The organism is Nocardioides sp. WJ219 (assembly GCF_058559815.1).
In genome coordinates this window covers 136,909-154,716 of record NZ_JBZUJV010000005.1, presented here as the reverse complement: position 1 = coordinate 154,716, position 17,808 = coordinate 136,909, and the positions used below count along the sequence as shown (strand labels likewise).

At 73.0% G+C, this 17,808-nt stretch carries 18 protein-coding genes; 15 read left to right on the top strand and 3 right to left on the bottom strand.

The genetic code is table 11. The features are described from left to right. Positions 1 to 151 precede the first annotated feature (151 nt). The 13 genes from AC4MBH_RS13710 to AC4MBH_RS13650 all read left to right on the top strand — a co-directional run bounded on the left by AC4MBH_RS13710 (position 152) and on the right by AC4MBH_RS13650 (position 12,725). Complete coding sequence (locus AC4MBH_RS13710; RefSeq protein ID WP_491795450.1) at positions 152 to 349, top strand: ubiquitin-like protein Pup; 198 nt, start codon at positions 152 to 154, stop codon at positions 347 to 349. 7 nt (positions 350 to 356) lie between these two features. Further along, positions 357 to 1,223 (top strand): proteasome subunit beta, encoded by an 867-nt coding sequence (prcB, locus tag AC4MBH_RS13705; protein WP_491795449.1) that lies wholly within the window; start codon positions 357 to 359, stop codon positions 1,221 to 1,223. Further along, entirely contained in the window at positions 1,220 to 2,098 is an 879-nt protein-coding gene (prcA, locus tag AC4MBH_RS13700; protein ID WP_491795448.1) for a proteasome subunit alpha, read from the top strand. Before prcB ends, prcA begins: the two co-directional genes overlap by 4 nt. Continuing rightward, positions 2,095 to 2,634, top strand: coding sequence for an NUDIX hydrolase (locus AC4MBH_RS13695; RefSeq protein ID WP_491795447.1), 540 nt, complete (start codon positions 2,095 to 2,097; stop codon positions 2,632 to 2,634). Before prcA ends, AC4MBH_RS13695 begins: the two co-directional genes overlap by 4 nt. Before the next feature lie 74 nt (positions 2,635 to 2,708). Further along, positions 2,709 to 4,070 carry a Pup--protein ligase gene (gene pafA, locus AC4MBH_RS13690; RefSeq protein WP_491795446.1) on the top strand — a complete coding sequence of 454 codons (1,362 nt, stop codon included), beginning with the start codon at positions 2,709 to 2,711 and terminating at the stop codon, positions 4,068 to 4,070. Between the two features lie 158 nt (positions 4,071 to 4,228). Further along, positions 4,229 to 5,224 carry an FKBP-type peptidyl-prolyl cis-trans isomerase gene (locus AC4MBH_RS13685; protein WP_491795445.1) on the top strand — a complete coding sequence of 332 codons (996 nt, stop codon included), beginning with the start codon at positions 4,229 to 4,231 and terminating at the stop codon, positions 5,222 to 5,224. Between the two features lie 45 nt (positions 5,225 to 5,269). After that, on the top strand, positions 5,270 to 6,235 hold the full coding sequence (locus AC4MBH_RS13680; protein WP_491795444.1) for a helix-turn-helix transcriptional regulator: 966 nt from the start codon (positions 5,270 to 5,272) through the stop codon (positions 6,233 to 6,235). Continuing rightward, positions 6,232 to 7,284: a helix-turn-helix transcriptional regulator gene (locus tag AC4MBH_RS13675; RefSeq protein ID WP_491795443.1), complete on the top strand. Its 1,053-nt coding sequence runs from the start codon at positions 6,232 to 6,234 to the stop codon at positions 7,282 to 7,284. The genes AC4MBH_RS13680 and AC4MBH_RS13675 overlap by 4 nt, the downstream gene beginning before the upstream one ends. 37 nt (positions 7,285 to 7,321) lie before the next feature. After that, complete coding sequence (gene tatA / locus AC4MBH_RS13670) at positions 7,322 to 7,624, top strand: twin-arginine translocase TatA/TatE family subunit (protein ID WP_491795442.1); 303 nt, start codon at positions 7,322 to 7,324, stop codon at positions 7,622 to 7,624. Between the two features lie 23 nt (positions 7,625 to 7,647). Then, on the top strand, positions 7,648 to 8,490 hold the full coding sequence (tatC, locus tag AC4MBH_RS13665) for a twin-arginine translocase subunit TatC (protein ID WP_491795441.1): 843 nt from the start codon (positions 7,648 to 7,650) through the stop codon (positions 8,488 to 8,490). 21 nt (positions 8,491 to 8,511) lie between these two features. Then, positions 8,512 to 8,907: a hypothetical protein gene (locus AC4MBH_RS13660; protein WP_491795440.1), complete on the top strand. Its 396-nt coding sequence runs from the start codon at positions 8,512 to 8,514 to the stop codon at positions 8,905 to 8,907. Positions 8,908 to 9,021: 114 nt separating this feature from the next. Then, the gene (locus AC4MBH_RS13655; RefSeq protein WP_491795439.1) at positions 9,022 to 9,924 is read left to right on the top strand and encodes a YegS/Rv2252/BmrU family lipid kinase; all 903 of its coding nucleotides are present in this window, start codon (positions 9,022 to 9,024) and stop codon (positions 9,922 to 9,924) included. Continuing rightward, positions 9,921 to 12,725, top strand: coding sequence for a DEAD/DEAH box helicase (locus AC4MBH_RS13650; protein WP_491795438.1), 2,805 nt, complete (start codon positions 9,921 to 9,923; stop codon positions 12,723 to 12,725). Before AC4MBH_RS13655 ends, AC4MBH_RS13650 begins: the two co-directional genes overlap by 4 nt. 30 nt (positions 12,726 to 12,755) lie before the next feature. Here AC4MBH_RS13650 and AC4MBH_RS13645 read toward each other — a convergent pair whose 3' ends face one another. Beyond that, on the bottom strand, positions 12,756 to 14,117 hold the full coding sequence (locus tag AC4MBH_RS13645) for a DUF2252 domain-containing protein (protein WP_491795437.1): 1,362 nt from the start codon (positions 14,115 to 14,117) through the stop codon (positions 12,756 to 12,758). A gap of 68 nt (positions 14,118 to 14,185) precedes the next feature. Here AC4MBH_RS13645 and AC4MBH_RS13640 point away from each other — a divergent pair, with 68 nt between their 5' ends. After that, positions 14,186 to 15,148, top strand: a complete 963-nt coding sequence (locus AC4MBH_RS13640) for a phosphotransferase family protein (protein WP_491795435.1) — start codon at positions 14,186 to 14,188, stop codon at positions 15,146 to 15,148. 35 nt (positions 15,149 to 15,183) lie between these two features. After that, complete coding sequence (locus AC4MBH_RS13635; protein WP_491795434.1) at positions 15,184 to 15,507, top strand: TFIIB-type zinc ribbon-containing protein; 324 nt, start codon at positions 15,184 to 15,186, stop codon at positions 15,505 to 15,507. A 66-nt stretch (positions 15,508 to 15,573) separates the two neighbouring features. Here AC4MBH_RS13635 and AC4MBH_RS13630 read toward each other — a convergent pair whose 3' ends face one another. Then, entirely contained in the window at positions 15,574 to 16,803 is a 1,230-nt protein-coding gene (locus AC4MBH_RS13630) for an NAD(P)H-binding protein (protein WP_491795433.1), read from the bottom strand. Continuing rightward, positions 16,796 to 17,734, bottom strand: coding sequence for a 5'-3' exonuclease (locus tag AC4MBH_RS13625; protein WP_491795432.1), 939 nt, complete (start codon positions 17,732 to 17,734; stop codon positions 16,796 to 16,798). The genes AC4MBH_RS13630 and AC4MBH_RS13625 overlap by 8 nt, the downstream gene beginning before the upstream one ends. Positions 17,735 to 17,808: the final 74 nt, after the last annotated feature.

Genomic DNA, 17,808 nt, shown 5'->3' with positions numbered 1-17,808 from the left:
GCGGATCTCCCCGGTCCACCCGGGGAAATCTGAACATCACGGCCAAAACCCCGAACGAACCCACCCGACCCGGAACCCCGAACGCCCCCGGTCACCCCAACGGCGCCGGATGTCCGTCGAAACCGTCGTACCCACTCGCTAGGGTCGGGACATGGCCCAGGAGCAGAAGCAGCCGCGCAAGTCTCAGGAGACCGAGGAGTCGACCGAGGTCGCCCCCGAGACCGACGTCGCCGAGCGCAAGGAAGCCCTCGACAGCGACATCGACGACATCCTCGACGAGATCGACGAGGTGCTGGAGTCCAACGCCGAGGACTTCGTGAAGTCGTTCATCCAGAAGGGCGGTCAGTGAGCGCCCGATGAGCCACTCCGACCCGCGCCTCCCGGCCGCCTACCTCCGGCCGGGCATGTCCTCCTTCGCCGACTTCCTCTCCGACCAGGCGCCCGACCTGCTGCCCGGACGCCGCGCACTCCCGACCGGCACCCCCACCGGTACGCCGCTGGGTGACATCGCCCCGCACGGCACCACGATCGTCGCGGCGACCTTCCCCGGCGGGGTCGTGCTCGCCGGCGACCGGCGCGCCACGATGGGCAACGTCATCGCCCAGCGCGACATCGAGAAGGTCTTCCCCGCCGACGAGTACTCCGCGGTCGGCATCGCCGGCACCGCCGGGTTGGCCGTCGAGATGGTGCGGCTGTTCCAGACCGAGCTCGAGCACTACGAGAAGATCGAGGGCTCGACGCTCTCGATCGACGGCAAGGCCAACCGGCTCTCGACGCTGATCCGCGGCAACCTGGCGATGGCGATGCAGGGCCTGGCCGTCGTCCCGCTGTTCGCCGGCTACGACCTGCGCGCCGACCAGGGCCGCATCTTCAGCTACGACGTCACCGGCGGCCGCTACGAGGAGACCGCGTTCCACTCGGTCGGCTCCGGCTCGTTGTTCGCCCGCGGTGCGCTGAAGAAGCTCTACCGCGACGACCTCGACGCCACCGGCTGCGTGGAGGTGGTCATCCAGGCGCTGTACGACGCCGCCGACGACGACTCCGCCACCGGCGGCCCCGACCTGACCCGGCGCATCTTCCCTGTCGTCCAGGTCATCACCGCCGACGGCGGGCAGCGGATGCCCGACGAGGACGTCGCCGCGATCGCCGACCGGATCATCTCCGGCCGGATGGTGCGTCCCGACGGCCCCTGGGCCGAGATGACCGGAGGGGAGCGCGCATGAGCACGCCGTTCTACGTCTCGCCCGAGCAGCTGATGAAGGACCGCGCCGACTTCGCGCGCAAGGGCATCGCCCGCGGGCGCTCCGTCGCCGCCGTCCAGTACGCCGACGGCATCCTGTTCGTCTCCGAGAACCCCTCGCAGGCGCTGCACAAGGTCTCCGAGATCTACGACCGGATCGCCTTCGCGGCGGTCGGGCGCTACAACGAGTTCGAGAACCTCCGGATCGCCGGCGTCCGGCTGGCCGACATGCGCGGCTACGCCTACGACCGCCTCGACGTCACCGGCCGCGGCCTCGCCAACGCCTACGCCCAGACGCTCGGCACCATCTTCTCCAGCGGCGGCGAGAAGCCCTACGAGGTCGAGATCTTCGTGGCCGAGGTCGGCGAGACCGCGGCCGACGACCAGCTCTACCGCCTGACCTACGACGGGCAGGTCGCCGACGAGCACGGGTTCGCCGTGATGGGCGGGCAGACCGAGTCGGTGGTCGCGAGCCTCGAGTCGGCCTACGTCGAGTCGGCCCCGCTCGCCGACGCGCTGCGCGCCGCCGTCGTCGCGCTGGGGCACGGCGAGTCCGGTGACCGGGTGATCCCCACCGGTGACCTGGAGGTCGCCGTCCTCGACCGCACGCGCTCCCAGACCCGCAAGTTCCGGCGCCTCTCGCCGGCCCGGCTCGACGAGCTCCTCGGCGACCGCGGACCCTCCACCCCGGGCGACGTCTCCTCCGGCGACGGGCGCCGTGGCGGTGGCGGCACCACCGTCCCCACCACCGACGACACCGCCGACCCGACCGACCAGGTCAGCGGCGCGGTCCCGCCGCTGGAGGACCCGACCCCCGGCCCGTCCACGGGCGAGCCGCCGATCGCACCACCGTCGTGACCGGCACCGGTCCCGCTCCCTGGACCCGGACCGGTGCCGACACGGTCGCCTACGACGGGTTCGCGCGCGTCCTGCAGCGCCCGCTCCGCCTGCCCGACGGGCGCGAGGCCACCTGGGACGTGCACGACACCCCCGCAACCGTCTCGGTGCTGGCCCTGACCGACGACGACCGGGTCGTGCTGGTCCAGCAGTACCGGCCCGGCCCCGACCGGGTCGTGCTGTCGTTGCCGGGCGGGCTCGTCGACGAGGGGGAGGACCCGGTCGCGGCCGGCGTCCGCGAGCTGCGCGAGGAGACCGGCCACGCCGTGACGGCGGCCGAGCTGGTCGCCAGCGTCGACCCGCCCAGCCACACCCGGCCCCGGCACGTCGTGGTGGCGCGCGGCGCCCGGCTCGAGGGTGGTCAGGAGCTCGACGAGCTCGAGGAGATCGAGGTCGTCCTGGTGCCGGTGCCCGAGCTGCGGCAGCAGGTGTCGACCGGACGCCTGGGCACGACCGAGCAGATCTACCTCGCCCTCGACCACGCCGGCCTCCTCTGAGCCGCGCCCGTCGGCCGACGGCGCGGCGTGCGATTTCCGCCGCCTGGTGACCCGCCGACCCGTAGGGTCGTCGTATGGACCGTCGGATCTTCGGGATCGAGAACGAGTACGGCGTCACGTGCACGTTCAAGGGTCAGCGCCGGCTGAGCCCCGACGAGGTCGCGCGCTACCTGTTCCGCAAGGTCGTCAGCTGGGGCCGCAGCAGCAACGTCTTCCTGCGCAACGGCGCCCGGCTCTACCTCGACGTCGGCAGCCACCCGGAGTACGCGACCCCCGAGTGCGACGACGTCGTCGACCTGGTCACCCACGACAAGGCGGGGGAGCGGGTCCTGGAGGGGCTGCTCCTCGACGCCGAGCAACGGCTGCACGACGAGGGCATCGCCGGTGAGATCTACCTGTTCAAGAACAACACCGACTCCGCCGGCAACTCCTACGGCTGCCACGAGAACTACCTCGTCGGCCGGGCCGGGGAGTTCAGCAAGCTGGCCGACGTCCTGATCCCGTTCCTGGTGACCCGCCAGATCATCGTCGGCGCCGGCAAGGTCACCCAGACCCCGCGCGGGGCGTCGTACTCGGTCTCCCAGCGGGCCGAGCACATCTGGGAGGGCGTCTCCAGCGCCACCACCCGCAGCCGCCCGATCATCAACACCCGCGACGAGCCGCACGCCGACGCGGAGAAGTACCGCCGCCTGCACGTCATCGTCGGCGACTCGAACATGAGCGAGACGACCACCATGCTCAAGGTCGCCAGCTGCGACCTGGTGCTGCGGATGATCGAGGAGGGCGTGGTGATGCGCGACCTCACGATGGAGAACCCGATCCGCGCGATCCGGGAGATCTCCCACGACGTGACCGGCCGCCGCAAGGTGCGTCTCGCCAACGGGCGCGAGGCCAGCGCGCTCGACATCCAGGGCGAGTACCTGGCCAAGGCGCGTGACTTCGTCGACCGGCGCCAGATCAGCACGCCGCTGATCGAGCGCACCCTCGACCTGTGGGAGCGCGGGCTCAAGGCCATCGAGTCCGACGACCTCGGGCTGATCGACCGCGAGATCGACTGGGTGATCAAGTGGAAGCTGATCGACCGCTACCGCGCCAAGCACGGCCTCCCGCTGGGGCACGCCCGGATCGCCCAGCTCGACCTCGCCTACCACGACATCCACCGTGAGCGCGGCCTCTACTACCTGCTGGAGAAGCGCGGGTCGGTGGCCCGGGTGACGTCCGACCTGAAGATCTTCGAGGCCAAGTCGGTGCCGCCCCAGAACACCCGCGCCCGGCTCCGCGGCGAGTTCATCCGCAAGGCGCAGGAGAAGCGTCGCGACTTCACCGTCGACTGGGTGCACCTCAAGCTCAACGACCAGGCCCAGCGCACCGTGCTGTGCAAGGACCCGTTCCGCTCCCAGGACGACCGGGTGCAGCGGCTCATCGACGGCATGTGACGACCGGCAGGTCCCGCAGGTCGTCACGGCGCGGCGCCTCGCCGACCCACGGGTCACGCGGCTGCGGCCCCGCCTTGTAGGCTTCCGTCGCTTCACCCCGACCGTCCACCGAAGCCAGCATCGAAGGTTGAACCGTGCTCCGAGGCTCCCGTCCCACCGTGGCTCTCGCCGCGTCGCTCGTCGTCCTGTCCGGGGCGCTCACCGCCTGCGGGGGAGACTCCACGCCTGGCACCGGCCTCGACTTCGGTGAGCGGCTCGACGCCGTGAGCGTCGAGGGTGAGGTCGGCGCCGCCACGATCTCCTTCGAGGAGCGCATGTCTGCCGGCGAGCTGGAGTCGGAGGTCCTCGAGGAGGGCACCGGCGAGCCCCTCGCCGACGGCGACAAGGTCTTCGTCAACTTCGCCTTCGGCAACGGGTACACGCGGACGACCGCCATCGACACGTTCGGCGAGGAGGCCGCGGCCGTCGAGCTGACGGTCGGGGCCGAGCCGGCCGCCGAGCCGGCCTCCCTCGACGAGATCGTCAAGAACCTCCTGGCCGACGAGGTCGAGGCCGGCCTCACGCGCGGCAGCCGGATCGCTATCACCGGTGACACGCCGGCCTTCTTCCCCGGCGCCGACATGACCCAGCTGGGCCAGCTGCTCGCCTCCGAGGGCATCGGCAACGACGACGGCCTGGTGATGGTGGCCGACGTGATGGACGTCGAGGTGCTCCCGAGCCCCGACGGCGAGCCCGCCGCGGCGCCGGCCTGGGCGCCGAAGATCGACTTCAACGGCCGGGGTCCGTCCGGCCTCGACTTCACCGGCATCGCCAAGCCGACCGCCAAGGACGAGCTCCAGCAGGGCGTGATCAAGAAGGGCACCGGCGACACCGTCGAGAAGGGCGACCTGGTCGTCATCGACTACCTCGGCCAGGTCAACGGCGGGGCCAAGCCCTTCGACGAGAGCTACAGCGCCAAGAAGGAGCCGCTGCAGGTCCCGATCGGCCTCGGCGCCGTGGTCAAGGGCTGGGACGAGATCCTGGTCGGGCAGACCGTCGGCAGCCGGGTCCTGATGCGGATCCCGCCCGACAAGGGCTACGCCGACAAGAAGCAGCCCGGCATCCCGGCCGGCTCGACGCTCTACTTCGTCGCCGACATCCTCGCCACCGTCTGAGCGGCCGGCGGCCGCGACAGCACCCGAGGGGCAGGTGAGGCACACATGAGCGCAGCCAAGAGCGAGCGCCTGCTCAACCTGCTCATCATGCTGCTGGTCTCGAAGCGCTTCGTCCCTAAGGAGCGGATCCGCGAGATCCTGTACGCCGACGCGTCCACCGAGGCGTTCGACAAGATGTTCGAGCGGGACAAGGACGAGCTGCGCAGCCTGGGGGTCCCGGTCGAGCTGGGGCAGATCGACGCCTTCTTCGACGACGAGCCCGGCTACCGGATCAAGCCCGACGAGTTCGCGCTGCCCGACGTCGACCTCACCTCCGACGAGGCCGCCGTCGTCGGCCTGGCCACCCGGGTCTGGGACCACCAGCGCCTCGCCCAGGCCACCACCGAGGCGGTGCGCAAGCTCACCGCCGCCGGTGCCGAGATCGACCTCGGTGCCCTCGACATCGTCCAGCCTCGCCTACCGGCCGACGAGCCTGCCTTCGACATCTTCTTCGACGCGATCCTCGACCGGACGGTGGTGGAGTTCGACTACCTGCGCAGCGGCACGGCGGGGCCGTCGCGGCGTCGTCTCCAGCCGTGGGGCGTCACCCGCTACTCCGGCCGGTGGTACGTCGTCGGCCACGACCTCGACCGCGACGCCGAGCGCGTCTTCCGCCTCTCGCGGGTGCAGGGCGAGGCGCGCAAGGTGGGCCGCCCCGGCGCCTACACGATCCCCGAGGGCACCGACATCTCCGCCGTCACCCGCCGCCTCGTGCCCGACCTGTCGACCGAGCCCGTCGTCCTGCTGGTGCGCGCCGGCGCCGCGCTGCCGCTGCGTCGCGCCGCCGAGACCGTCGAGACCGGCGTGCCCGGGCCCGACGACCGCACCTCCTGGGACCGCCTGGTGCTCACCCGGGCCTCGGTCGGCATCGCCGACGAGGTGCTCGGGTTCGGTGCCGCCCTCGTGGTGGAGTCGCCCGCGACGCTGCGCGACCAGGTGGTCGCCCGGCTCCGGGAGGTGGTCTCCCGATGACCACGACGCCCGCGCCGTCCCCGGGGGCGGCGGGCGCGGCCGCCAAGGATCAGGTCGCCCGGCTGCTGACGCTCGTCCCCTACCTGCACGCCCGCGGCTCGGTGCGCCTCGCCGAGGCCGCCGAGGCGCTCGGCGTGCAGCCGGCCGTGCTGCTGCGCGACCTCAAGGTGCTCTTCCTGTGCGGGCTGCCCGGCGGTTACCCCGACGAGCTGATCGACGTCGACCTCGACGCACTCCAGGACGAGGACGGCACCGTCCACGGTGACGGCGTGATCCGGGTCAGCAACGCCGACTACCTCTCCCGCCCCCTGCGGCTGACCCCGGTCGAGGCGTCGGCAGTGATCGTCGCGCTGCGCGCGTTGCGCGCCGGGTCGTCCCGCGAGACGGCCGAGATCGTCGACCGCGCCCTCGCCAAGCTCGAGCGCGCGGCGGCGGCGGGCCCGGCCGCCGGCCTCGTCGACGCGGCCCCCGACGACGCCGACCGCGCCGAGACGCGCCGGTTGGCCGACCGCCTCGACGACGCCGTGCGCCGCGGCGTGCAGGTCGAGCTCGACTACTACGTGCCGGCGCGCGACGAGCTGTCGCACCGCGTCGTCGACCCGCGGGGGACCACCCACCTCGACGGCCACGTCTACCTCGACGCCTGGTGCCACGTCGCGGAGGCGCCCCGGCTGTTCCGCCTCGACCGGATCGCCTCGGCCGTCGTGCTGGACACCCCGGTCACCACCGAGCCGGCGGCGCCGCGAGACCTGTCCGACGGCATGTTCACCCGCGCCGACGAGACCACCCTGGTCACCCTGCGGCTCGGCCCGGCCGCCCGCTGGGTCACCGAGTACTACCCGGTCGAGGCCGTACGGCCGCTCACCGGCGCGGACGACCCGGCCGGCGGGGTCGAGGTCGACCTCCACGTCGCCGACCAGCGCTGGCTGACCAAGTTGTTGCTGCGTTTGGCTCCGAACGCCTCCGTAGTCACCCCCGGCCCCTACGGTGACGGCTTCACCGCGGCCGCCCAGGACGCTCTGGCGCTGTACCTGGGCGACCCGGCGTAGACTCGCCGATACCGACACCCACCACGTGAGGACACCCATGAACGCGCTCATCGCCCCGCTGATCGGGCTCGGCACGACCGAGCTGCTGATCATCTTCGGTGTCATCGTCCTGCTCTTCGGCGCGTCCAAGCTGCCCGAGCTGGCTCGGGGCAGCGGCCGGGCACTGCGGATCTTCAAGGCCGAGACCAAGGGCCTGATGGACGACGACGACGACGACGACGAGGTCAAGCCGTCCCCCAAGCCCGAGGCCTCCGGCCCGGTGCGGCCGCTGCCCGGTGGCAGCACCGCGGCCGAGCAGGTCGACGAGCCCGGGACCGCTCGGCGTAGCGACCCGGCCTGAGCGCCGTCCGCGCCCGCCCCCAGGTGCGCGTCAACCGTGTCCTGGGGCTGTTCTCGGTCCGTCCGCACCACCCTGTCGGTGCCGACGGCCGGATGGCCCTGGCCGACCACCTCCGCGAGCTGCGGGCCCGGATCGTCCGGTCCGTGGCGTTCTTCCTCGTCGTCTTCGTGGTCGCGCTGTTCTTCTACGACCAGCTGCTCGACATCGTCCTCAAGCCCTACAACGACGCCCGCGAGGCGCTGGGTGCCTCCACCGAGACCGAGGCCTACATCAAGGGCGCGACCGGGCCCCTGCTGCTCAACCTCAAGCTGTGCGGGGTCGCCGCGCTGGTGATCTCGAGCCCGTTCTGGCTCTACCAGCTGTGGGCGTTCATCATGCCGGGCCTGCACCCGCACGAGAAGAAGTGGACGCGGATCTTCACCGCCGTCGCCGGCCCGCTGTTCTTCGCCGGCGTGGCCACCGGCTACTACGTGCTGCCGAAGGGTCTCGAGGTCCTCATCGGCTTCACGCCCGACGGCCTGGAGAACCTGGTCGAGTTCGGTGAGTACTTCAGCTTCCTGACCCGGATGCTGCTGGTCTTCGGGATCGCCTTCGAGATCCCGCTGTTCGTGATCATGCTCAACCTCGCCGGCATCGTCTCCGGCGCCCAGCTGGGTCGTTACCGCACCTGGATCATCCTGGGCACCTTCGTCTTCGCCGCCGTGGCGACGCCGTCGACCGACCCGTTCTCGATGATCATGCTGGCGCTGCCGATGCTGGTGCTGTTCCTGATCGCCGAGGTGATCGCACGGTGGGTCGACCGCGTCCGCGGCAAGCGCTCCACCGGCACCGACCAGTGGAGCGACGACGAGCTGTCGCCGCTCTGATGCCGGCCTGATGCCCGCCTGATGCAGCCTCCGGCAGCCCCTCGCCCCGTCGACCCGTTCGACCTGCCCGACGAGCTCGGCACCCGCGACGTCGTCTGGCGCGCCGTCGACGGGCTCCGCAGCCACCGCGTGCAGGGCCGCCTGGAGCCTGAGGGGGGCGAGCCGCTCGCCTGCGACCTGCTCGCCGTCGACGAGGCCTTCCCGGCCCCGGTCGCCGACGACCACACCCGGCTCCAGACCCACCAGGCCTGGCGGCACGCGCAGGTCCACCTCGCGACCTACGACGACCGGCTGACGCTGCTCGTGCCCGGGGCGTCGTTCACCCCCGAGCTGGTGCTCGAGGCGGTTGGCCGGCTGGCCAAGGCGCTGGGTGCCGACCAACGCTCCTACGCCGTGCTGCTGCGCCTCGGGCGCTGACCGACCGACGACCGCGGGGCGCCGGGCCGTAGGAGCCAGGCCCTGGGCGGGTCTCCTCATCCCGGGCGGCGCCAGCGCCACCCTGGATGAGGAGCCACGCCCTAGGCTCGGGAGGTGACCTCAGCACCCCGCCGCGAGATCGCGCTGCTCGTCAACCCGACCGCCGGCAAGGGACGGGCCCTGCAGGTGCGCGACCTCGTCCTGCCGCGCTTCGCCGCCGCCGGCCTCGCCGTGCGCACCCTGATGGGCCGCGACGCCGACGAGGCGCTCGACCTGGCGCGCGGTGCGGTGCAGGACGGCATCGACGCGCTCGTCGTCCTGGGCGGTGACGGGCTGGTCAACCTCGGGCTGCAGGTCACCGCGACCACGCAGACCGCCCTCGGCATCCTCCCGGCCGGCACCGGCAACGACGTCGCGCGCCTGCTCGGCCTGCACCGCAAGGACCCGCTCGCCGCCGCCGACCGCGTGGTCCGCGCCCTCGCGACCGGCGAGCGGCGCACCCTCGACCTGGCCCGGACCGGCGGGCGCTACTTCGCCACCGTGATGGCGGCCGGGTTCGACGCGGTGGTCAACGAGCGCGCCAACCGGCTCACCTGGCCACGCGGCCAGATGCGCTACAACCTCGCCACCGTGCTCGAGCTGCGCACGTTCTCGCCCCTGACCTACGTGCTCGACCTCGACGGCCGCGAGCACACGGTCGACGCGATGCTGGTCGCGATCGGCAACGGACCGTCGTTCGGCGGCGGCCTGCGCATCGCCGAGGGCGCCGTCCTCGACGACGGGCTGCTCGACGTCGTGGTGATCAAGCCGATCAGCAAGCTCGAGCTGGTCCGTACCTACCCCAAGCTGTTCAAGGGCACCCACACCACCCATCCGCAGTACGAGCGCCACCGGGTGCGACGGGTGACCGTCGCCGCACCCGGCATCGTCGGCTACGCCGACGGCGAGCGATTCGGGCCGCTGCCGGTGACCATCGAGTGCGTCCCCGGCGCCCTCCAGGTGCTGAGCACGCCATGAGCACGAGCCACGACGGCAGCATGAGCGCGGCCGAGCGCTACGCCGCCTCTCGACGCGCGGCCAAGCACCCGGTGCTCCGCGACTTCGAGGCCCACTACGAGTTCGGGCTCGACGACTTCCAGCAGCGTGCCTGCCGCGAGATCGAGGACGGCCGCGGCGTCCTGGTCGCCGCCCCGACCGGGTCGGGCAAGACCGTCGTGGGCGAGTTCGCCGTCCACCTCGGGGTCACCACGGGACGCAAGGCCTTCTACACCACCCCGATCAAGGCGCTGTCGAACCAGAAGTACCACGACCTCGTGGCCCGCTACGGCCCCGAGCAGGTCGGGCTCCTCACCGGCGACAACGTCATCAACGGCGAGGCGCCGATCGTGGTGATGACCACCGAGGTGCTGCGCAACATGCTCTACGCCGGCTCGCGCACCCTCATCGGCCTCGGCTTCGTGGTGATGGACGAGGTGCACTACCTCGCCGACCGGTCCCGCGGGGCCGTGTGGGAGGAGGTGATCATCCACCTGCCCGAGTCGGTGACCCTGGTCTCGCTCTCGGCGACGGTGTCCAACGCCGAGGAGTTCGGCGAGTGGCTGGCCACCGTCCGTGGCGAGACGACGACGATCGTGGAGGAGAAGCGCCCGGTCCCGCTCTACCAGCACGTCATGGTGGGTCGCCGGCTCCTCGACCTGTTCGCCTCCTCCGACGTCGACGCCGCCGCCGGGTTCGTCAAGGAGGGGGCTCCGGTCAACGAGGAGCTGCTCAAGGTCGCCCGCGACGACTGGGCGGCCACCCGGATCAAGGACCGGCGGACGCCCAAGGCGCAGCAGCGCCGCGGCGGGCCCAAGCAGGTCGGCAACGGACGACGGATCTGGATCCCCAGCCGGCCCGACGTGATCGACCGCCTCCAGCGCGAGCGGCTGCTGCCGGCGATCGTCTTCATCTTCAGCCGGGTCGGGTGTGACGCGGCGGTCCAGCAGTGCCTGGCCGCCGGGGTCCACCTGACGACGCCCGCCGAGCGCGACGAGATCGTCACCTACGTCGAGGGCGCATGCCGCGACCTGCCGGCCGACGACCTGCACGTGCTCGGCTACCACGACTTCCTCGAGGCGCTCTCGCGCGGCGTCGCCGCCCACCATGCCGGGATGCTGCCGGCGTTCAAGGCGGTCGTCGAGGAGCTCTACCTGCGCGGGCTGTGCAAGGTCGTCTTCGCCACCGAGACCCTCGCGCTCGGCATCAACATGCCGGCGCGGACCGTGGTCATCGAGAAGCTGTCGAAGTGGAACGGCGAGACGCACGCCGACATCACGCCGGGGGAGTACACCCAGCTCACCGGCCGCGCCGGGCGGCGCGGCCTCGATGTCGAGGGCCACGGCGTCGTGCTGTGGCAGTCCGGCACCAACCCGCGCGACCTCGCCGGCCTGGCCTCCACGCGGACCTACCCGCTCCGGTCGTCGTTCCGGCCGTCGTACAACATGGCGGTCAACCTGGTGCACCAGTTCGGCCGCGAGCGCTCGCGCGAGCTGCTCGAGCAGTCGTTCGCGCAGTTCCAGGCCGACAAGGCCGTCGTCGGCCTGGCCCGGCAGCTGGCCAAGAGCGACGACGCGCTCGCCGGCTACGTCGAGGCCGCGAGCTGCCACCTCGGTGACTTCATGGAGTACGCCGCCCTGCGCCACCGCATCGGTGACGTCGAGAAGACCGCCAGCCGCAGCCGTCGTACCGACCGGCGCGAGGAGGTCGTGGAGTCGCTGCGGCACCTCAAGGTCGGCGACGTCATCTCGGTGCCGGCCGGCAAGTTCTCCGGCTACGCCGTGGTCGTCGACCCCGGCTGGACGCCGGACAACCCACGTCCGATGGTTGTCACGGCCGACCGTCAGGCGCGGCGCCTGGCGATGATCGACTTCCCCACGCCCGTGGCCGCGGTGACCCGCGTCAAGGTGCCGAAGAGCTTCAACGGCCGCAACCCGCAGATGCGGCGCGACCTGGCCAGCGCGCTGCGCGACAAGACCCACGGCCTCGCCCCGCTGCCGCCCGGCCGGGCGCGCGCCACCACGGCCTTCCCGTCGTCGGTGGAGGCCGAGATCGAGGCGCTGCGCGAGCAGCTGCGCGCGCACCCCTGCCACCGCTGCCCCGACCGCGAGGACCACGCCCGCTGGGCGGAGCGGTGGTTCAAGCTCGACCGCGACGCGGCCACGTTGCGCCGCCGGATCGAGCAGCGCACCAACACCGTGGCCCGCCAGTTCGACCGGGTGTGCGAGGTGCTGACCGCACTGGACTACCTCGACGGCGACGAGGTCACCGACCGCGGGCAGCGGCTGATGCGGCTGTACGGCGAGATGGACCTGGTCGCGGCCGAGGCGCTGCGCCTCGGGCTGTGGGACGGCCTCCCACCCGCCGGCCTGGCCGCGGCGCTCTCGGCGCTGGTCTTCGAGACCCGCCGCGCCGACGAGGGCGCCGTACCCCGGGTGCCCGGCGGCGCCACCGGCCAGTCGCTCGAGGCGACGCGTCGCCTCTGGGCCGACCTCGACGCCCTCGAGCGCGACCACCGTCTCGACTTCCTCCGCCCACCCGACCCGGGCTTCGCCTGGCTCGCCTTCCGGTGGACCGAGGGAGACGACCTCGACGACCTGCTCGGCTCCACCGGGTCCGACATGTCCGCCGGCGACTTCGTCCGCACCACCAAGCAGCTCCTCGACCTCGCCGGCCAGGTCGCCGACGCCGCCGGCCCCACCCCCCTGCGCGCCACCGCCCGCGAGGTGATCCGGCTCGTCAAGCGGGGCGTGGTCGCCTACTCCGGGTTGGCCGAGGACTGAGGGTCTGCGGGGTCTGCGGGGTCTGCGGCCTCAGACGTCGGCCGCCGCCTCGATCGCGCCGGAGGCGATCAGGTCGAGCAGCTCGGCGTGGTCGGACTCGACCTGCTCGGCGTAGGCCAGGGCGAACTCGGCGATCGCGTCGTCGAACTCCTTGCCCTTGTGCAGGTAGCCGTGCATCACCCGCGGGTCGACGGAGCGGCTGTGCGCGCGGGCGAGCAGGGCGCCCACGAGGCGGCCGTAGTCGTCGAGGTGGTCGCTGGTGAGCAGGGAGGCGTCGATGGAGCCCTTGCGGTTGCGGAACTGCCGCACGATGTACGGCGTGCCGGCGACGTCGGCCCAGCCGAAGAGCTGGTCGGTCTCGGCCTGGACCCGGCGCGCGCCGAGGACGATCCGCTCGGCGTGACCCTGGGTCGACCCGGTGTCGGGCAGGTAGGGCGCGAGCGCCGAGGGGCCGGCCTGCTTGACCTGCAGGATCAGCGCCTCGTCGCGGTTGCCCTCCATCAGCACGACGTAGGCGCGCATGCCGACGCTGCCGGTGCCGACGACGCGCATCGCGACGTCGCGGGGGCGGTAGCGCACCGCGAGCCCCTGGGAGGAGCGACGCAGGGTGCCGTAGTAGCCCGGCAGGGCGTCGAGGACGGCGCGCTTGGTCTCCTCGTCCACAGGGGTCAGGACGGGGGGCTTGGCGACGAAGCGCCAGGTGCCGTCGGGCAGCCGCTCGGTGTTCTTGCGGGCGACCTTCTCGCTGGTGTTGCGGGCGGCCTCGCTGGCGGCCTGCTGGAAGTCGTCGAAGAGCTCGTCGGCCTCGGCGTTCGCGATGGCGGACTCGTCGCCGAGGGCGGCCCAGGAGTCGACGAACGGCATCGTGGCGAGGTGCCTCCACGCCTTGCGGTAGGCCTTGGCGGAGTCACGGGCGGCCTTGCGGCTCGCCTTGTCCCCGACGTGGGCGCCGGTGCGGCCGGCGAGGACCAGGCTGGTCGCCAGGCGCTTGAGGTCCCACTCCCAGGGTCCGACGACGGTCTCGTCGAAGTCGTTGATGTCGACGACGATGCGCCCGTCGCCGGTGCCGTAGAGGCCGAAGTTGGCGGCGTGGGCGTCTCCGCAGATCTGCGCGTCGACGCCGGTGACCGGGCACCCGGCGAGGTCGTGGGCCATCAGGCCCGCCGACCCGCGGTAGAAGGAGAACGGGCTCGCCGCCATCCGGCCGTGCCCGATCGGGAGCAGCTCGCTCATCCGGCCGGCGTTGCGGTCGGTGAGGAACTGCTTGATGCTCGGGCGCTCGGTCGGCCGCGGGACCGAGGAGTGGACGTCGAGCGGCGCGGTCTCGCGCAGCGCGTGGCCCTTGTCGATCGCGTCGTCGGCGCTGGTCCAGCTCGACTGCAGGGTGACCATCGGTGGGCGTTCTCCTCGGTTCCGGGAGGGGTGTCGGACGGTGTCTGGTGCTGGGACATCATGGCCCAGTGCGAGCCGCGGCGCAGTCGGACGGGACCGGCGGGTCCGACGGGCCCGTGCTCGTCGACCGCATGGTCGCCCTGTCCCGCACCCTGCCGGACCACGGGGGCGCCGCGCCCGAGGTCGTCGCCGACCACGACGGCACGGTGGTCGTCCTCGTCGGTGACGTCGTGGTCAAGGCGCACCGGCTCGACACGCCGGCCCCGGACGTCGCCCGGCGGGCGACGATCGCCGGCCGGGTGCCCGACCTGCTCTCGCCCCTCGCCCTGCCCGGGGCCGACGTCCCGCCGTACGTCGTCACGGTCGCGGGCCGGGCCGTGACGGCCTGGCCGCGCGGCCGGGTCGTCGACCGCACCGACCCCGACGCCGCGCCGTGGGCCGAGACCGGAGCAGTGGTGGCGCGGCTGCACCGGCAGCCGACGTCGGTCGCGGACGGGCTGGTGGCGCACGGACCCGACCGGGTCGGACGCGCCGTCGACGCCCTGCGCGCGCACGGCCACCCGGACGCGGCGCCGGTCCTGGCGGCCGCCGACACGCTGGCCCCGTGGACGACCGGGGCGGCGCCCTGGCCCCGCACCGACGCGCTGGTCCACGGTGACGTCCACCTCGGCCAGCTCGTCGTCCCGCCGGGTGGGTCCAGCGACCTGGTGCTGCTCGACGTCGACGACGTGGGCCTCGGGGCGCCGGCCTGGGACCTGGCACGGCCGGCGGCCTGGTGGCTCACCGGGATGCTCGCCGACACCGACTGGACGGCGTTCCTCACCGGCTACCACGACGCCGGCGGACCGGTGCTCGCCGACGGCCGTGACCCCTGGCCCGACCTCGAGCCGGCCGCCCGCGCGCTGACCGTCCAGATGGCCGCACGCGTGCTCGTCAGGGACGCGGACGACGGGCCGGACACGCCCGCGCACTGGCTCGTCGAGTCCTGCCGCCGCATCGTCGCGGTTGGTAGCATCCCGACACCGCCCTGACCCATCGGGGCACCTTGCAGAGAGGCGACAGGCGCGTGACGACGACTTTCAAGTGCCCGAAGTGTCCGGGCATGATGCGGACCTACACCCGGGCCAACGTCCAGATCGAGCAGTGCGACAACTGCCGGGGCATCTTCCTCGACTACGGCGAGCTCGAGGCCGTCAACCGTGCCGAGCAGCAGTACCTCGCGGCGGCGCCGCCGCCCCCGCAGCAGCCGCAGCAGCCCCAGCAGGGCTACCCGCCGCAGCAGGGCTACCCGCAGCAGGGCTACCAGCAGGCGCCGGGGTGGCAGCAGCAGGGCGGCCACCACGGCCACCACCGCCAGCGCTCGTTCGGCAGCATGTTCTTCTCCACCTGAGCCGAGTCCCTTCACCAGCACCACGACGCTCCCGGTCCCCACGGACCGGGAGCGTCGTCGTGCTCCTCAGGACGTCGGCGCCGCCGGAGCTGCCGGAGCCCCCGCGATCGGCCAGGTCGCGGCCACCGAGTCCTCGTCGCGGATCGCGGCGACCAGCACCTCGGCGAGGTCGGCGCGGGGGACCGGCCCGGCCGGCACGTCCTGGCCGAGCGCCACCTCCCCGGTGGGCGGGTCGTCGGTCAGCGCGGCGGGTCGGAACGCCGACCACGCCAGTCCGCTCGAGGCCGCCAGTGCACCCAGGCGGTCGCCGTCGCGTGGCGCCGGCACCAGCAGCAGCCGCGAGACGCCGGCGCGGCGCGCCGCCTCGACGACGACGTCCGGAGCGGTCGGGGCGAGGTGCACGACGGCGGCGCACCCGCGCAGCGCGTCGGCCACCGCCGCCGGGCCCTGGGCAAGGTCGACCATCCGGACCTCGGCCCCCAGCCGCTCCAGGGCGGCGCGGTGGGCCTCGTTGCGCACCAGCGCCACCGGCGGCGCCTCCTCGCGGCGGCCCAGCACCTCCACGACGTGCCGGCCGAGCCGTCCGTGGGCACCGACCACCGCGACGCGCGGGCTGTCGGGCCACGCCTCGGGGGTCGCGCGGGTCGACCAGGGCAACGTCGTGCCGGAGAGGATCGGCAGGTCGGGATGGTGCGCCCGCAGCCAGTCGAGGGCGGCGGCGTACGACGACGAACCGGCCTCGTCGAGCAGCACGGTGCGCGCCTGGGTGGGCGTGAGGCCCAGCATCCGCGCCGCTGCCGCGAGCTCCGGCCCGTCGACGGGTGCGGCGTCGAGCAGCCGGTCGTCGGCGAGGACGAACCGCAGCACCTCGAGCCGGACCTCGGGCCCGAGGCGCTTGGCCGTGGCCAGGTCGAGCGCGGTGTGGCTCACGGTCGACACCCAGCTCCACGGGACGGTGGTCCAGGCGGCCTCCTCGGGGAGCCCCTGGACGCCGAGACCCTCGTGCAGGTGGACGCCCTCGGCGTCGAGCCGGGCGAGCACGTGCGTGCGGGCGAGGGCGCGCAGGCCGGCGACGCCGCGCACGCCGTACGTCGCCCCGACGGCCCCCGTCGCGCCGATGACCGCGGCGGTGAGGGCGCCCGTGCCGGAGAGCGGGCGGGTGAGCAGGGCGAGCAGGCAGCCGCCGGCGAGGAACACCATGAACGCCGTGAACGCCACGCCCAGCACGGTCAGCCGGCGCAGGCCGCTGCCGGGGGAGCTGAGGATCTCGAAACGGGCGGCGCCGGGGTCACTCACCGGTGAGGACCCCGACCAGCCGGGTGGCCGGCGACCCGAGGCCCCACTGCTCGGACAGCGCCAGGACCCGGTCGGGGTCGACCGGCGTCGCGGGGAGCGCCGTCCGGCTGCGGTCGAGGTCGATGTCGCGGGCCACCGCGACGACGGCGGGCGCGACGGCGAGGTAGTCGGCGGCCGCCTTGATCTTCGCGCGTGGCCCGGGGGCCATCGCGGAGCCTGGGTCGGTCGCCGCGGCCACGATGCCGTCGAGATCGCCGAACCGCTGCAGCAGGGTCGCCGCGGTCTTCTCACCCACCCCGGCGACGCCCGGCAGTCCGTCGGAGGCGTCGCCGCGCATCGTCGCGAAGTCGGCGTACTGACGGGCCTCGATGGCGTACTTGTCGCGCACCCACTGCTCGTCGACCCGCTCGTGCCGACCGACGCCCTTGCCGATGTAGAGCACCCGCACCGGCCCGCCCGCGGCGCCGTCGTCGACGAGCTGGAACAGGTCGCGGTCGCCGGTGACGATGTCGACCGGCTGTCCGGCACCGGTCGCGAGGGTCCCGATGACGTCGTCGGCCTCGTAGCCGGGCGCGCCGATCACGCAGATCCCGAACGCCTCGAGCACCTCCCGCAGGATCGGCACCTGGGTCTCGAGGGGGTCGGGCACCTCCTCGACGTCGGGCGCGCTCGCGACCTCCTCGACCACCCGGTGCGCCTTGTACGACGGGATCAGGTCGACGCGCCACTGCGGCCGCCAGTCGTCGTCCCAGCAGCACACCAGGTCCGTGGGGCGGTACTGGTCGACGAGCCGGCTGACGTAGTCGAGCATCCCGCGGACCGCGTTGACGTTGGTGCCGTCGGGGGCGGCGTACTCGGGCATCCCGAAGAAGGCCCGGAAGTACATGGAGGCGGAGTCGAGGAGCAGCAGGCGGCCCGGGTCGCTGGTCACGCGGCGCATCCTGCCACGGACCCCGGCGCGGTCCGGCCGTCGGAGCGCCTCCCGACGAACCCTCGCGGCCACTA

What these genes read in the sequence shown, in the direction of transcription:
- prcB (WP_491795449.1), top strand. Translation starts at nt 357, where the DNA reads ATGAGCCACTCCGACCCGCGCCTCCCGGCCGCCTACCTCCGGCCGGGC.
- AC4MBH_RS13645 (WP_491795437.1), bottom strand. Translation starts at nt 14,117, where the DNA reads ATGGTCACCCTGCAGTCGAGCTGGACCAGCGCCGACGACGCGATCGAC.
- tatA (WP_491795442.1), top strand. Translation starts at nt 7,322, where the DNA reads ATGAACGCGCTCATCGCCCCGCTGATCGGGCTCGGCACGACCGAGCTG.
- prcA (WP_491795448.1), top strand. Translation starts at nt 1,220, where the DNA reads ATGAGCACGCCGTTCTACGTCTCGCCCGAGCAGCTGATGAAGGACCGC.
- pafA (WP_491795446.1), top strand. Translation starts at nt 2,709, where the DNA reads ATGGACCGTCGGATCTTCGGGATCGAGAACGAGTACGGCGTCACGTGC.
- AC4MBH_RS13650 (WP_491795438.1), top strand. Translation starts at nt 9,921, where the DNA reads ATGAGCACGAGCCACGACGGCAGCATGAGCGCGGCCGAGCGCTACGCC.
- AC4MBH_RS13710 (WP_491795450.1), top strand. Translation starts at nt 152, where the DNA reads ATGGCCCAGGAGCAGAAGCAGCCGCGCAAGTCTCAGGAGACCGAGGAG.
- AC4MBH_RS13680 (WP_491795444.1), top strand. Translation starts at nt 5,270, where the DNA reads ATGAGCGCAGCCAAGAGCGAGCGCCTGCTCAACCTGCTCATCATGCTG.
- AC4MBH_RS13675 (WP_491795443.1), top strand. Translation starts at nt 6,232, where the DNA reads ATGACCACGACGCCCGCGCCGTCCCCGGGGGCGGCGGGCGCGGCCGCC.
- AC4MBH_RS13660 (WP_491795440.1), top strand. Translation starts at nt 8,512, where the DNA reads ATGCAGCCTCCGGCAGCCCCTCGCCCCGTCGACCCGTTCGACCTGCCC.